At 62.2% G+C, this 13,631-nt stretch carries 13 protein-coding genes; 6 read left to right on the top strand and 7 right to left on the bottom strand.

The annotated features are described in order from the left end of the window. Window positions 1-321: 321 nt before the first annotated feature. Window positions 322-750, bottom strand: a complete 429-nt coding sequence (locus tag RBA41_RS06035; RefSeq protein ID WP_306622006.1) for a helix-turn-helix domain-containing protein — start codon at window positions 748-750, stop codon at window positions 322-324. A 300-nt stretch (window positions 751-1,050) separates the two neighbouring features. Here RBA41_RS06035 and RBA41_RS06030 point away from each other — a divergent pair, with 300 nt between their 5' ends. From RBA41_RS06030 to RBA41_RS06010, 5 genes are all read left to right on the top strand, one after another. Beyond that, on the top strand, window positions 1,051-1,713 hold the full coding sequence (locus tag RBA41_RS06030; protein ID WP_306622004.1) for a TetR/AcrR family transcriptional regulator: 663 nt from the start codon (window positions 1,051-1,053) through the stop codon (window positions 1,711-1,713). Between the two features lie 162 nt (window positions 1,714-1,875). After that, entirely contained in the window at window positions 1,876-2,529 is a 654-nt protein-coding gene (locus RBA41_RS06025) for a protein-L-isoaspartate O-methyltransferase family protein (protein ID WP_306622002.1), read from the top strand. A 12-nt stretch (window positions 2,530-2,541) separates the two neighbouring features. Further along, window positions 2,542-2,865: a rhodanese-like domain-containing protein gene (locus RBA41_RS06020; RefSeq protein ID WP_099874913.1), complete on the top strand. Its 324-nt coding sequence runs from the start codon at window positions 2,542-2,544 to the stop codon at window positions 2,863-2,865. A gap of 93 nt (window positions 2,866-2,958) precedes the next feature. Then, window positions 2,959-4,317 (top strand): TolC family outer membrane protein, encoded by a 1,359-nt coding sequence (locus RBA41_RS06015; RefSeq protein WP_306621999.1) that lies wholly within the window; start codon window positions 2,959-2,961, stop codon window positions 4,315-4,317. A gap of 71 nt (window positions 4,318-4,388) precedes the next feature. Next, entirely contained in the window at window positions 4,389-5,939 is a 1,551-nt protein-coding gene (locus RBA41_RS06010; RefSeq protein WP_306621997.1) for a DUF8224 domain-containing phage-derived protein, read from the top strand. Window positions 5,940-6,011: 72 nt separating this feature from the next. Here the strand turns inward: RBA41_RS06010 and RBA41_RS06005 are convergent, their stop codons facing one another. Further along, window positions 6,012-6,470 (bottom strand): hypothetical protein, encoded by a 459-nt coding sequence (locus RBA41_RS06005; RefSeq protein ID WP_306621995.1) that lies wholly within the window; start codon window positions 6,468-6,470, stop codon window positions 6,012-6,014. Window positions 6,471-6,645: 175 nt separating this feature from the next. Here RBA41_RS06005 and RBA41_RS06000 point away from each other — a divergent pair, with 175 nt between their 5' ends. Next, the gene (locus RBA41_RS06000) at window positions 6,646-7,821 is read left to right on the top strand and encodes a sensor histidine kinase (RefSeq protein ID WP_306621993.1); all 1,176 of its coding nucleotides are present in this window, start codon (window positions 6,646-6,648) and stop codon (window positions 7,819-7,821) included. A gap of 69 nt (window positions 7,822-7,890) precedes the next feature. Here RBA41_RS06000 and gloA read toward each other — a convergent pair whose 3' ends face one another. From gloA to RBA41_RS05975, 5 genes are all read right to left on the bottom strand, one after another. Beyond that, window positions 7,891-8,304, bottom strand: a complete 414-nt coding sequence (gloA, locus tag RBA41_RS05995) for a lactoylglutathione lyase (RefSeq protein ID WP_167090087.1) — start codon at window positions 8,302-8,304, stop codon at window positions 7,891-7,893. A 99-nt stretch (window positions 8,305-8,403) separates the two neighbouring features. Next, entirely contained in the window at window positions 8,404-11,106 is a 2,703-nt protein-coding gene (locus tag RBA41_RS05990) for a TonB-dependent receptor plug domain-containing protein (RefSeq protein WP_306621990.1), read from the bottom strand. 244 nt (window positions 11,107-11,350) lie between these two features. Beyond that, on the bottom strand, window positions 11,351-11,779 hold the full coding sequence (locus RBA41_RS05985; RefSeq protein WP_306621988.1) for an OsmC family protein: 429 nt from the start codon (window positions 11,777-11,779) through the stop codon (window positions 11,351-11,353). A 109-nt stretch (window positions 11,780-11,888) separates the two neighbouring features. Then, window positions 11,889-13,190, bottom strand: coding sequence for a PQQ-dependent sugar dehydrogenase (locus RBA41_RS05980; protein ID WP_374709489.1), 1,302 nt, complete (start codon window positions 13,188-13,190; stop codon window positions 11,889-11,891). Further along, window positions 13,187-13,501, bottom strand: coding sequence for a hypothetical protein (locus RBA41_RS05975; RefSeq protein ID WP_306621986.1), 315 nt, complete (start codon window positions 13,499-13,501; stop codon window positions 13,187-13,189). Before RBA41_RS05975 ends, RBA41_RS05980 begins: the two co-directional genes overlap by 4 nt. Between the last annotated feature and the right edge of the window lie 130 nt (window positions 13,502-13,631).

Raw genomic sequence — 13,631 nt, 5'->3', positions numbered from 1 at the left:
AAGCTCCGAAGGGGCGTCGAAACGACCCAAAACGGCCAATTCTTGCGTAGTTCCCGACATGGATCGTCCCATCTCCAGAATATGGTTTTCCGCACACAGCGAGGCGCGGCAGCGCTCACATAGTCTTGTAAAGAAAAAACTCAAATTTTGGAGGTGAATAGTTCACAAATCGGATATCGGTCGATGCACGTATGATCCACTGTGACTACTTACGTCATGCGTTGACGCAGATGGGGCAGACCGGCGCGGAGAACAGCGCGCAACCGCCTCATCTTGGTGCGATGCCAGGCCAGTGGTCCGGCACAACCTTACCTCTAACTATTAGACCGCTTCGGTCGTGTCTGATTCGCTCTTGCGCTTGATGAGCCGCAAAGGTTTGAAAGGGATGTAAGCGAGCATCGCCGGCATGCGCAACGCCATTTGTATCAGTTCCACCTGGGCCGGGTGCAACGCACCGATCTGGCGCCGTAGTTCATTAAACATTTTGTACGTTTCATCCGACGCCTCACTGGGTAGGATGATTTTGCGCTGCGACTCATCAAGCGCGTCCAGCAAACGTTTCTGCCAATGTTCGTCGAGCTCCAAACGTTGCGCCAGCCGCTCTATGAAGTCAACGGATGGTGGCCCCTTGGTTCCCAGCTCGATGGCTGAGATGTAACTTTGTTCGTAGCCAAGTTGGGATGCGAATTCGGCCTGTCGGAGTTCGCAAAATATGCGCAATTCCCGAAACACTGTTGAGAATGGGCTCATATACCAAATTTGGATCTAATAAGAACTAACGATGGTGCTAGTATGGACATGTTTTTTCCTTTGTCAACAAAAAAATAGGGCTGGGAGGAAGAGATTTCGGTGCGTCAGCGCCCGTCTGAACGCGCGCTTGCCCTGCGCCGTCTTTTCATTCAAGTTTCTATTAATACGGCCTGGCGGCCCATTCAAGTTTTTATTATTCCATTCAAGTTTCTATTAGGACGGAACAATGCATGCAAACTTGACGGGGTGAAACCATCGGTCTATATTAATGACTCGCAAGTAAGTTACGGAATAGACCCCATGCAATGTCCCCTTGAGATGAAGCCGCGCTGGGAGCGCCGTAAAGACGCGCGACCCCAGGAATTGCTCGCCGCCGCCCTCGACCTGTTCGTCGAGCGCGGTTTCGCCTCCACGCGGCTGGAAGACGTGGCCAAGCGCGCCGGCGTCTCGAAGGGTACCCTGTACCTGTATTTCACCAACAAGGAAGAGTTGTTCAAGGCCGTCGTGCGCGACACCATCGTGCCCGCCCTGGGCGCGGCCGAGGACATGATCGCCAGTTTCGAGGGTCATAGCGCCGACCTGCTGCGCGCCGTCATGATGGCCTGGTGGGAAAACGCCGGCGCCACCAAGTCCTCCGGCATGATCAAGCTGGTCATGGCCGAATCGAACAACTTCCCCGATATTGCTGTCTTCTACCGCGAAGAAGTCATCCAGCGCGGCAGTATCATGATCAGCGGCATGCTTGAGCGCGCCGTCGAACGGGGCCACTTCCGCCCGCTCGACGTCTTCCTCACCACCCAGATCCTGATCGCGCCCATGCTCATGCTGATGCTGTGGAAGCATTCGGTCGGCCCCTGCGACATGGCCGAACTCGACCCCGTGGCCTTCATCGATTCCTTCCTCACCATGACCCTCACTGGCTTGCTGCCGCGTGCGCCGGAGCTGGGCGCGGCCGCGCCGTGACTTGTCAAAAGCGCCAGAGCGGCGTTTTGGGGCGTTCATTCCCTCTAAACTGCAGACTGTCGCAATTTATCGCGATCCGGGGCCTCAGATCGTTAAGATGTGTGTTCTGAGGCCGTTCAACGATAAAATATCGGATTATTATTTTTCCTCACCGAGCACAAGATGAATATCGAACAAGCCCGTTTTAACATGATTGAACAGCAGATCCGTCCCTGGAACGTGCTGGACCAGGACGTGCTCGATCTCCTGGTGGTGGTCAAGCGCGAAGATTTCGTGCCCGCCGCCTACAAGACGCTGGCCTTTGTCGATACCGAAATCCCGCTGCCAGGCGGCGAAGCGATGTTCACGCCGAAGATCGAAGCGCGCATCTTGCAAGAGGTAGCCGTCAAGAAGCACGAAAATGTGCTGGAAATCGGCGCAGGATCGGGTTATATGGCAGCGCTGCTGGCGCACAAGGCGCGCCACGTCACCACCGTCGAGATCAATCCGGAACTGAAGGATCTGGCCGCGAAGAACCTGGCCAACGCCGGCCTGAACAACGTCACCGTCGAACTGGGCAATGGCGCCGAAGGCTGGGAAAAGGGCGCGCCGTTCGATGTCATCGTCATCTCGGGTGGCCTGGAAACCCTGCCGGAAGTGTTTCTGAAGCAAGTAAAGGTCGGCGGGCGCATCGCCGCCATCCTCGGCCAGGCGCCGGTCATGACGGCGCACGTGATCACGCGCGTGTCCGAGACCGCGTACGACACGGTCAAGGTGTTCGAAACCAACGTCAAGCTGCTGTCGACGTCGGTCAAGACCTCGCATTTCACCTTTTAAAGCGGGGACGGCATGCAACACGTCACCGCCCCCGAGTTGGCAGCCTGGCTGGCCGACCCGTCGCGTCCGCGCCCGCTATTGCTGGATGTGCGCGAAAACTGGGAGTTTGAAACCTGCAAGATCGAGGGATCGACCCAGATCCCGATGAACACGATTCCGGCGCGCATCGAGGAGCTCGACGAGGAAGCCGAGATCGTCTGCATCTGCCACCACGGCGCGCGCAGCATGCAGGTCGCGGCCTTTTTGGAGCGCAACGGTTTTACGAACATGACCAATCTGACCGGCGGCATCCACGCCTGGGCGGTGCAGGTCGACGGCAGCATGCCGAAGTACTGATTCCACGTAGTAGATACACGCGCGGCGGCGGTGTCGGCCACCACCGGGCTGCAGGTTTTTTTAACTTTTTTGATGACTCCAATGGAGAATGCAATGCAGAAACCCCTCATGGCCGTGCTGATCGCCAGCGCATTTTTTTCCTTGAATGCACAGGCGGCGGACCTGATCCAGGTCTACCAGCAAGCGCTGGCCAATGACGCCGCGTTTGCCAGCGCGCGCGCGGCCCTGGCCGCCGGCATGGAGCGGGTTCCGCAAGGCCGCTCGCAGCTCTTGCCCACCGTGGGCCTGAACGGCAGCATTATCAAGAACGATGGCGAATCGACGCCATGGAATATCGGCCAGACCGTGACCCTGCCCAACGGCGGCACGGTTCCGGTCACCAGCGGCGGCGCCAACGAGCGCACCACCACGCACACCCTGTCGCTGACCCAGCCGCTGTTTCGCTGGGCTAACTGGCAATCGTACGAACAGAGCAAGCTGCAGCAAGCCCAGGCCGAAGCGCAGTTCGCCCAGGCCCAGCAAGACCTGATCACGCGCGTGGCGCAAGCCTACTTCGATGTGCTGGCCGCGCAGGACACCCTGGAACTGAGCCGCGCCCAGAAAACCGCCACCACCGAGCAGCTCGCCTCGGCCAAGCGCAACTTTGAAGTCGGTACCCAGACCATCACCGACACCCACGAAGCCCAGGCCGCCTACGACCTGGTGGTGGCGCAGGAGTTTGCCGCCATCAACGACCTGGAAAACAAGCGCAGCGCGCTGCAAGCCATCATCGGCACCGCGCCGACCAGCCTGGCCACGCTGAAACCGGGCGTGCTGCTCGCTACCCCCGAGCCGGCCGTGATCGACCCGTGGGTCTCGTCCGCGGAAAGCCAGAACTACGGCGTCGTCGGCGCCCAGCTGAACTACGAACTGTCCAAGCGCGAAATCCAGAAAAGCCGCGCCGGCCATTATCCGACCCTGGACCTGACCGCCAACGTGCGCCGCCAGAGCATGACTGGCCAGACCCAGCAGTCGGGCAGGTCGACCGACAAGGGCATCGGCATCGCCTACAACGTGCCGATCTTCAACGGCTTCGCCGTCACCAGCCGCGTGCGCGAAACCATCGCGCTCGAAGACAAGGCCCGCAACGACCTCGAAGCGACGCGCCGCAACGCGGCCAACACGGCGCGCCAGGCCTTCCTGGGCGTCAACAGCGGGCTGGCGCAGGTCAGGGCGCTGCAGGCGGCGGAAGTGTCGGGCAACTCGGCGCTGGAATCGAACAAGCTCGGCTACCAGGTGGGCGTGCGCATCAATATCGATGTACTCAATGCGCAGCGCCAGCTGTATTCGACCCGCCGCGACCTGTCGCGCGCGCGTTACGACACCATCCTCAACGGCCTGCGCCTGAAGTCGGCGGCCGGTTCGCTGCGCGAAGCGGACCTGGCGCCGGTCAACGATTTGCTGGTCAAGTAAGCTGGACGCACAGATGGGCGGGAGCGCCGGCATGCACGCCCGCCCGCGCCTGCCCATCGCACAGGCGTTGCATGGCCGCGGATAAGGTTCATGCGATGCGCCACGCCGACGGCTATGGCGCGCTGGTCCGGAGCATCAACGCGCGTTTCAACTCCCTGGCCGGCCCGCTCTTCCGGACCGATGCCAGCGGCCTGTACGAAACTTACCTGGCCTCCTTCACCGATCCCGACATTCGCCAGCAGCACAGCTGCGCCTGCTGCCGTACCTTCATCGAGCGCTTCGGCGGCCTGGCGACGGTCGGCGATGACGGTGTGCCGGTGTCGGCCATCTGGGATCCCGATGCGGCGCCGGCGACTTACCGCGCAGTGGTCGATACGCTGGGGCGCCGGGTGAGCCAGGCCCGCATTGCCATCCTGTTCCTGTCGAGCGAGACCCGCTACGGCAAGCCGGCCAGCGGCCCGTGGCAGCACCTGGCCATCGAACCGGCCACGGTATTCAAGAGCGCCGGACTGCACAACGCCTGGCAGACGGCCTGCGCCAGGCGCGAAGCGTACGCGTCGGTGCTGCGCGCCTTGCGCCAGTACAGTGCGCCAGTCTGTGCGGCGGCGCTGCGCCTGCTCAAGGGGGATGCTCTGTTGACGCCGGAAGCGGCGCTGGGCCAGGCCCGCTTCCTGGTCGAGCTGCACGCCGCGCGCGACGCGGTCAGTCGCCAGCAGCAGGACAACCTGACCTACCGCATGGTGGCAACGGCGCCGATGGGCTTTTGCCATCCACGTTCGAGCATGATCGCCACCTTGCTCGACGATATCATCGCCGGCAAAAGCAGCGCGGAGACCGCCGCCGGCTGGGCCGCCAGGATGGATGTGCTGCAGTATCAGCGGCCGCAGGCGGCGCCGACGGCGGGAGCCATCAAGGCGGCCGAGGCTGCGTTCGAGAAGCTGGGCGTGGTCCCGGCGCTGCAACGCCGCTTTGCCACCATGGCCGATATTCAGGAGACCGTCTGGCTGCCACGCGCGCCAGCGGCCGGCCCCACGCCGCCCGCCGCAACGCCGCCCGCCGCGCCAATCGTGATGACGCTCGAGGCATTCCGGCGCACCGTGTTGCCGGCGGCCGAGCGCATCGAGATGGCGGCGCCCGCCGGAAAACAGCCATTCGTTGCCTTCACCTCGGTAGTGCATGCGGATGCCCGTCCCATCCTGCAATGGGATACGCCAGAGCGGCGCAACCCGGTCGCTTGGTATACCTATTCGGCCGGCTCCTTGGCGGCCGAATTCAATCTGTCCGGCAGCTATTACGAAGTGACGGCGATCATTCTGCCGCCCTGGGCATGGGCAGGCCGGACCCATCCCCAACTCGGCGAACACCTTGCATTCCTGCTCAAGGACGCGCGCGATCTGCGTGGATGCGAGGAGCATTCCGCGCTGTTTCCCGTGAATATGAAAAGCGAATTGCGTGAGTTCAGGTCCACCATCGAAGCCTATAGCAAGGCGAATGCACTCGCAGGTTTCGGGGAAGACAACGTGGCAGGCCTGGCGCTGACCAAGGGCCATCCGTGCGACGTGCGCCTGCGCGTGACATCCAACGGCCAGGCCAGCCAATATCAGCTCGTTCGCTGGGCCTGAGCGATGCCGGACGGGCGCGGCGCCGGGTTGCCTGTGCACGCCAATCGCGCCTGCGCCGGACGCGGCGGCTCCTCACGCCTCGCTCTGCGGCAGCGGAAACTCGAAGCAAATCGACTTGACCGGCATGCTCGCGTGCGCGGCCGTATCCCATTTTTTGCTGTAGTCCGCCGAGTCGGCCAAATTTTCGACGAAGACGGTGATTTCGGACGCTTGCCCACCCTTGAACATGTCCAGCAATGAGCTGAAGCGCTCGGGCGACTGATGGATGTCGATCACGCATTGCGATTTGCCTGCGCGCGCGGAGTAATTCATCCAACCGGGTGGTTCAGTGGGCGGGACGATGCCCGGCTTGTGGCGTCGGATCGTCATGCTCCAGGCGGCATGGTTGATCATGAACGAATCGGAAGCGTAGATTTTCGGTCCGCCCGTCAGCTCCAGCTGAAGTGCAATGACAGGATCAAGCTCGACGGTCCCTTCCTGGCGCAACACGTGGTAGCTCAGCCTACTCTCGAACACTAATTCGGCAGTCATCAGCTCTCCTCCTCAACGCACTCTGGGCAATGTTACTCGCTACTGTGCTCAGGTGTGGGCCATATTGCGTCCAGGTCACAGGAATTGGGTATGGCCGCCAGAACATGGCAAGCATGAAACAGGCGTAGACTGTGTTCACGAGGATCGCTTAGTTAAATGATTCAGCCCATTAAGAATGCAATTTTTCGCCTTATATCAGGATGTCATGCGCCTTTCTAAATTCATCAGCGAAAATATCGAAGTGATCTTGCAGGAGTGGGAAGACTTCGCCAGCACGCTGCATCCGCTTAACTCCGCCACCAAAGTACAGTTGCGGGACCACGCGAAAGCCATCCTCGCGGTGATTTGCCTTGACCTCGATGCCGACCAGAGCGTCGAGGCAGGCATCGAAAAATCGAAGGGAAAAGGCCCTGACGTGGCGGACGAAACGGCGGCCGAGGCCCATGCCGTCGATCGTCTGCAGGCCGGTTTTACTGTCGAGGAATTGATGGCCGAATTCCGCGCCTTGCGCGCCAGCGTGCTCAGGCTCTGGCAAGCCCGGGTCAGGACAGCGGATGAATCCGACCTTCAGGACATGTTGCGCTTCAACGAGGCGATCGATCAATCGCTCACGGAATCGCTGGCGCAGTTTTCCGCGATGCTGCGCGATTCCCAGAACGTCTTCCTCGCCATTCTTGGGCACGACGTGCGCAATCCGCTGGGAGCGATCAGCATGGGAACCCAGATGATTTTGCAGGACACCACATTGCCGCCGCGGCACCTGAAGGTAGCCGCGCAGGTCCTGCGCAGCACGCAACGGGTCACGGAGATTGTTTCCGACCTCCTGGACTATTCCACCAGCCACCTGGGGGGAGGGATTCCGGTCACGCTGGCCGAGTACGATGTATCGATGGAATTCCGGTCGGTCGTTCAGGAGATGAAATTGTTTCATCCGGAGCGCGATTTCAAGGTCGATATCGAAGACGGCATCAACGTCGCATGGGACCGCGCCCGCATGAGCCAGGCGCTGTCGAACTTGATGGCCAACGCGGTACAGCACGGATCGGCGACGAGTCCGGTCTGGGTGACGGTCAGCCGTCAGGGGACCGATGTGGTGATGGTGGTCCAGAACGAAGGGAACATCATTTCTCCAGACAAGCTCAGGGTCATGTTTGATCCTGGCAAGAGCTTTGTCATGAAGAGCACCAGCGAACGCAGCGCCAGCCAGACCAGCAATCTTGGCCTCGGCCTCTACATAACGCATGAGATCGTTATCGCCCATGGCGGAAAAGTCTGGGTGAGCTCGACCGAACTGGAAGGTACCAGCGTCAAGGTGCAGATTCCCCGGATCGCAACGACGCCGGTCAAATAAGGCTGCGCACCAATGAAAAACGCCTCTTGCGAGGCGTTTTGTCGTGAACCTGCGCCGCTTGCGGCGGCCTTACTCGTTCAAGCCATTCGCGCGCACGCCATCCTTGCGCTCGATCAGTTCGATCTTGTAGCCGTCCGGATCGGTCACGAATGCAATCACGGTGCTGCCGCCCTTGACCGGGCCCGGCTCGCGCGTGACGTTGCCGCCATTGGCGCGCGCCGCATCGCATGCGGCCACGATGTCGTCGGCCGAGATGGCCAGGTGGCCGTAGGCGCTGCCCAGCTCGTATTTGTCCACGCCCCAGTTGTAGGTCAGTTCCAGTTCCGCATGCTCCGGATTGCTGCCGTAGCCGACGAACGCCAGCGTGTACTTGTACTCCGCGTTTTCGCTGGTGCGCAGCAGCGTCATGCCCAGCACTTTGGTATAGAAATCGATCGAGCGCTGCAGGTCGCCGACCCGTAACATGGTGTGCAAAATACGCATCGTAATCCTTGGTAATCAAATCAAGCCACGATTTTAAGCGCTCCACCGATTCTCTGCCGGCCGCGCCCGCGTGCGGCAGGCGCGGCCGGTTCATCCAGCTCAGGAACCGAAGTGGTAATTGAGCTCGAGCCAGATCTGGCGTCCGACCGGGCTGTAGTTGCCGACCGGGTAGTTCGGCCAGCCGCCGGTGGTGTCGCGCTTGATGCGGTTGTTGACGTTATTGACCGCTACCGACACCGTGGCGCGCTCGCTGACCTTGTACACGCTCGACAGGTTGACCAGGGTGGTCGGCGACAGGAAGGCTGTCTGCCCGGAATTGGGCACCTTGCCGTAGCGCTGCGCGAACACGGTATTGGACCAGTTGCCCACGTTCCAGTTCAAGCTGGCGTTGAGCTTGTCGCGCCAGTCCTGGTTGGACAGGTCGTCCAGTTCATCCGTGAGCACGTCGCCGGCGAACTGGCGCGAGTTCTTGCTGAACGACTTGGAGTAATTGCCCTTGAGCGTGAATTTGCCCCAGTCCGCCGTACGCAGCGCGTAGCGTGCGCTCAGGTCGATCCCGTCGGCATCCTGGTAGGCGGCGTTGATCGGATTGACCCGGATTTCGCGGATCTCGCCCGGCTTGTTCAGCGCCGTCAGCGCATAGCGCTCGATGCGGCCGATGGTATCGAGGCAGGTCGGCGACGTCAGGTCGCCCTTGACGCGGCAGGCCGCTTCGTCGCGCAGCAAGGTATCGGCACTCAGGTTGGTGACCAGGTCGTCGATCTTGATGTTCCAGTAGTCGACCGACACGTCGAAGTCCGCGCTGGGCGACCACACCGCGCCCAGCCCGTAGGACTTGCCTTTTTCCGAGCGCAAGTCCTTGCTGCCGGTCTGGACGTAGTCGCTGCCCGGCGACACATTGGCGAACTCGCAGGTCTCGATGCTCTTGCCGGCCTGGGCGCAGCGGTAGTAATCGGTGCTCGACGCGTAATAGCCGGTGCCGCGCGCCTTGAAGATGTAGTTCATGTCCGGGGCGCGGAAGCTGGTGGCGTAGTTGCCGCGCACCAGCAGCGGCTTGACGGGACGCCATTCGATGCCGGTGTTGTAGGTCAGCTTGCCCTCGTTGCGGCCGGCAAAGTTGTAGCGGTCATAGCGGCCGGCCAGGGTCGAGTTCAGGTCCTTGAGCAGCGGCACGCTCGCTTCCACGCCCAGGGCGTAGCGGCGGCGCGAGCCTTCGGTGATAGCGCTTTTCGCCACGGTATTGAACACGCCCTGGTTGATGCGCGGGTCGGGCTTGTTGGCGAAGCGCTGGTGGCCGGCTTCGGCGATGGTGGCCAGCTTGACCGGGCCGGCCGGCAGTGCGAACAGCTCGCCCGTGGCGACCAGGCTCAGGGTCTGGTTGCGCGAAGTATCGTCGCTGTCGGCCTGGCCGGTGATGCTGTTGAATTCCTCGGGCGTGAGGCGCCGGGTCAGGCGCGCCTGATCCGGCGCGTAGATGGCGATGCCTTCCTTGTCGACGCCCAGTTTCGGTCCCAGGAAAAAGCTGTCGATATTGGCCAGCGCGCGCTGCACATGGCCTTCGCTCTTGTAGAACGAGGCGCTGTAGCCGGCTTCATAGCGCCAGCTGGTGCCCGGAATGTCGCCCTTGGCGCCCAGCGAAACCGAGCTGGCCTGGTCATCCCAGGTGCGGTTGTAGCGCTTCACGCCGCCCATTTCCTCCGGCGAGATGTACTTGGTCCAGGCTTCGTACACGCCGCTGTTCTTGTTGAAGAAATAGCTGTTGTCGGCCGAGGACGAGGTCCACGTCGGGCCGCGCGTGTTGTTGGCCGTCTTGTTCTGGCCGAGCAGGAATTCGGCGAACAGGTCGGTCGATGGCGACAGCGCATAGTTGGCGCTGCCGAACAGATTGGTGCTGCGGTTCTTGGTCTGGGTGGTCCAGTAGGTCGGGCTGACCTTGTTGCTGGCGCAGTAGCTGCCTTTTTTGACGGTATGCTTGAACTGGCTGCCGCCGAACAGGTCGCCAAGCGCATTGCAGGCGTCGCCCAGGTCATGGAAGTTGCCGGTGTTGACGTTCTTGCGCGACAGGGTATTGGTCGGCGTGCCCGCGCGCACGGCCATGAAGTCGCGCTGGTTGCTCCACAGCGGCTCGCGGTCGAGTACTTCCAGGCTGAACACGGTGTTGAGCTTCTCGAAGCTGCGTCCGCCGCTGATCTGCAGGCGCCGGTCGCCCCCGCCGCCGCGCGAGGTGGTGCCGGCCTTGAGGTTGACGTCGACGCCGTCGGCTTTTTTCTTGAGGATGATGTTGACCACGCCGGCGATGGCATCCGAGCCGTACACGGCGGAGGCGCCGCCGCTGAGGATTTCCACGCGTTCGACGATGCTCGACGGGATGTTGGCCAGGTTGGTGAAGTTGATCGCGCCTTCATAGGCCGTCGGGAAGTCGGCCAGGCGGCGCCCGTTCAGCAGGATCAGCGTGTGGTTCGGCCCCAGGCCGCGCAGGCTGATGGTGTTGGCCGATGGGGTGTGGGTATTGCCGAAATCGGCGCCGGTGGTAAAGCCGCTGTTCTGCGCCTGGTTGTTGAGGGCATCGAACAGGTTCTTGTAGCCTTGCTTGGTGATTTCCTCGCCGGTGATGACGACCACGGCGGACGGGCCTTCGACGCTGGCGCGCGCGATGCGCGAGCCGGTCACCACGACGGAAGTGGGGGGAGCGACTTGTTCGGCAGCGCTGGCGGTTTGCGCCTGCGCCTGCTGTGCCGAGCCGCAGAGCAAGGTGATTGCCGCCGCCGCCAGGGGCGTCAATGTCAAATTTGTGATTTTCATTGAGGTGCTTTTGGTAGTCAAAAACCAATGATACCAACCAAGAATCACCTGTTGAACGATTGTTTTTGCGTTTATATATGCGAATTGGCACAACCGTGGTGCATGCCTGTGCCAGCCGCCAGTGGTGTCGCGCCTGTCAGCCCTGGCCGGTCAGTGGCAGGAACGGCGAAGCTCGATGGGGACGGCGGCGGGGGCAGCTGGAAGGAAGCCGGTTCCGCCAATGGCGGGACCGGCGTGCCGGCTGTTACTCTTCCAGGCGCGCGTCGAGCGTAATGGCCGCATTCAGCAGCTTCGACACCGGGCAATTGTTTTTCGCGCGCAGTACCGCCGCTTCGAACGCTTCCTGGTTGGCACCCGGAATGGTCGCCACCAGGTTCAGATGCACGGCCGAGATCGTGAAGCCATCATCGGTCTTGTCCAGCGACACGGTCGCGGTGGTCGTCAGCTTTTGCGCGGTCATGCCGGCTTCGCCCAACTGTCCCGACAAGGCCATCGTGAAGCAGCCCGCATGGGCCGCGCCGATCAGCTCTTCCGGATTGGTCCCCGGACCATTCTCGAAACGGGTATTGAAACCGTACTGAGTATTGTCGAGCGCACCGCTCTGGGTCGAAATGCTGCCTTTGCCATCCTTGATGGCGCCGCTCCAGACGGCACTTCCTGAACGTTTGATCATGGTGTTTCTCCTAAAATTTGTTTAAATTCAATTAACCCATCATGCGCTGCGGCCCGCGGTCCATCTGTTCGCCAGCGCACCATGGAGTTGCAGCAATGCTGCAGCGCAGCTATTTTCCAGTGGGCGTGATGCGCCAGACCGTATTGCCGACATCGTCTGCGACCAGAATGCCGCCGCCCTGATCGACCGCAACGCCGGCCGGCCGTCCGAACGCTTGCCCTTCGGCGCTGAGAAATCCGGTCAGCACGTCCTGCGGCGGACCGCTCGGCTTACCGTCAGTGAACGGCACGTAGATCACCTTGTAGCCCGAGTACGGCTTGCGGTTCCACGAACCGTGCTGGCCGATCAGCGCGCCATTCTTCAATGCCGGCATCAGGTCGGCGTTATAGAACGCCAGCCCGAGCGACGCGGTATGCGCGCCGAGCGCGTAATCGGGCGTGAGCGCCTTGGCCACCAGGTCGGGACGCGCCGGTTCGACCCGCGCATCGACATGCTGGCCGAAGTAGCTGTACGGCCAGCCGTAGAAGCCGCCATCCTTCACCGAGGTCATGTAGTCGGGCACGAGATCGTTGCCCAGCTCGTCGCGTTCGTTCACGCTGGTCCACAGCGCTCCGCTTTGCGGCTGGAAACCCATGCCGACCGGATTGCGCAAGCCCGTGGCAAACAGGCGCGACTTGCCGTCGGCCGGGTTGAATTCCCAGATCGCGGCGCGGCCTTCTTCCTTGTCCAGGCCGTTTTCGCCGACGTTGCTGTTCGAGCCGACCGAAATGTACAGGCGCGTGCCGTCGGGACTGGCCACCACGTTCTTGGTCCAGTGGTGATTGATCCCGGCCGGCAGGTCCATCACCTTGACGCCCCTGGCGGTGATCCTGGTCTGCCCTTCCTGGTACGGAAAGCGCAGCAGCGCGTCGGCATTGGCCACGTACAGGTCGTTGCCCACCAGCGCCATGCCGAACGGCGAGAACAGGCCGTCGATAAACACCGAGCGGTTGGCTGCCTCGCCACTCGGACCAGCCCCGCGCAGCAGGGTGATGCGGTTGGCGGACGGTACGGCCGCGCCGGCCTTTTTCATTGCATGCTTCATCACCATGCCGCGCAGGCTGAAGCCTTCGTCGGGCTTGGGCGGCTTGTTGGTTTCGGCCACCAGCACGTCGCCATTGGGCAGCACGTACAGCCAGCGTGGATGCTCCAGCCCGCTGGCATAGGCCGCCACTGCCAGGCCCTGCGCGACCGCCGGTTTCGTGCCCTTGGGCCAGGGATCGGCCGGGGCGATGTTCATGGTCGGCAGCAGCGAGCGCGATGGCGCCGGCAGCGCCGGATTCGGGCCGAAGCCGGGCGGCATGGTCTGCGCGTGCGGGCTCAGCGCGGCCGCGGCCAGGCCGAGCGCCAGCACCAGGCGGGCACGTCTCATGCTTCGTCCTTGCCTTTGCCCTTGGTCAGGTCGGACGGTTCGTGATGGCGCATGCCGTTGCCGGCGTCCGGTTTTGGCCGGGCCTGGCCCGATCCGGTGGTGGGCGCGACTTCCTCGACGCCGCGCATGCCGTGCATGTCGGTATCGACCAGGCCCTGGGCCAGGTCGTCGGCGGCCTGCTTCATGACGCCGCGCGGTTCCTTGTCGTGGCCGTCGGGCGACTCGTCGCGCTCGTGCGGCAGGCGCTTGACGTCGTCGTCATGGATCTTGGCGTCGGTGTTGATTTTGCGGTCTTGTGTTTCGGCTACCATGGTGCTGCTCCCTGTGGGTGAACTCATTGTGCAAATGGTATCGCTTCGTTGGGAAGGTGGCCGTTCAATTGACATGCCTGGATACGGCGCCGATGCGCATTGCATGAACGCGCGACTTGCCCGCGCGCGC

The organism is Massilia scottii (assembly GCF_030846495.1).
GTDB lineage: Bacteria > Pseudomonadota > Gammaproteobacteria > Burkholderiales > Burkholderiaceae_D > Telluria_A > Telluria_A violaceinigra.
The sequence above is the reverse complement of the archived record's forward strand: the minus strand, read 5'-3'. Positions and strand labels throughout refer to the sequence as shown.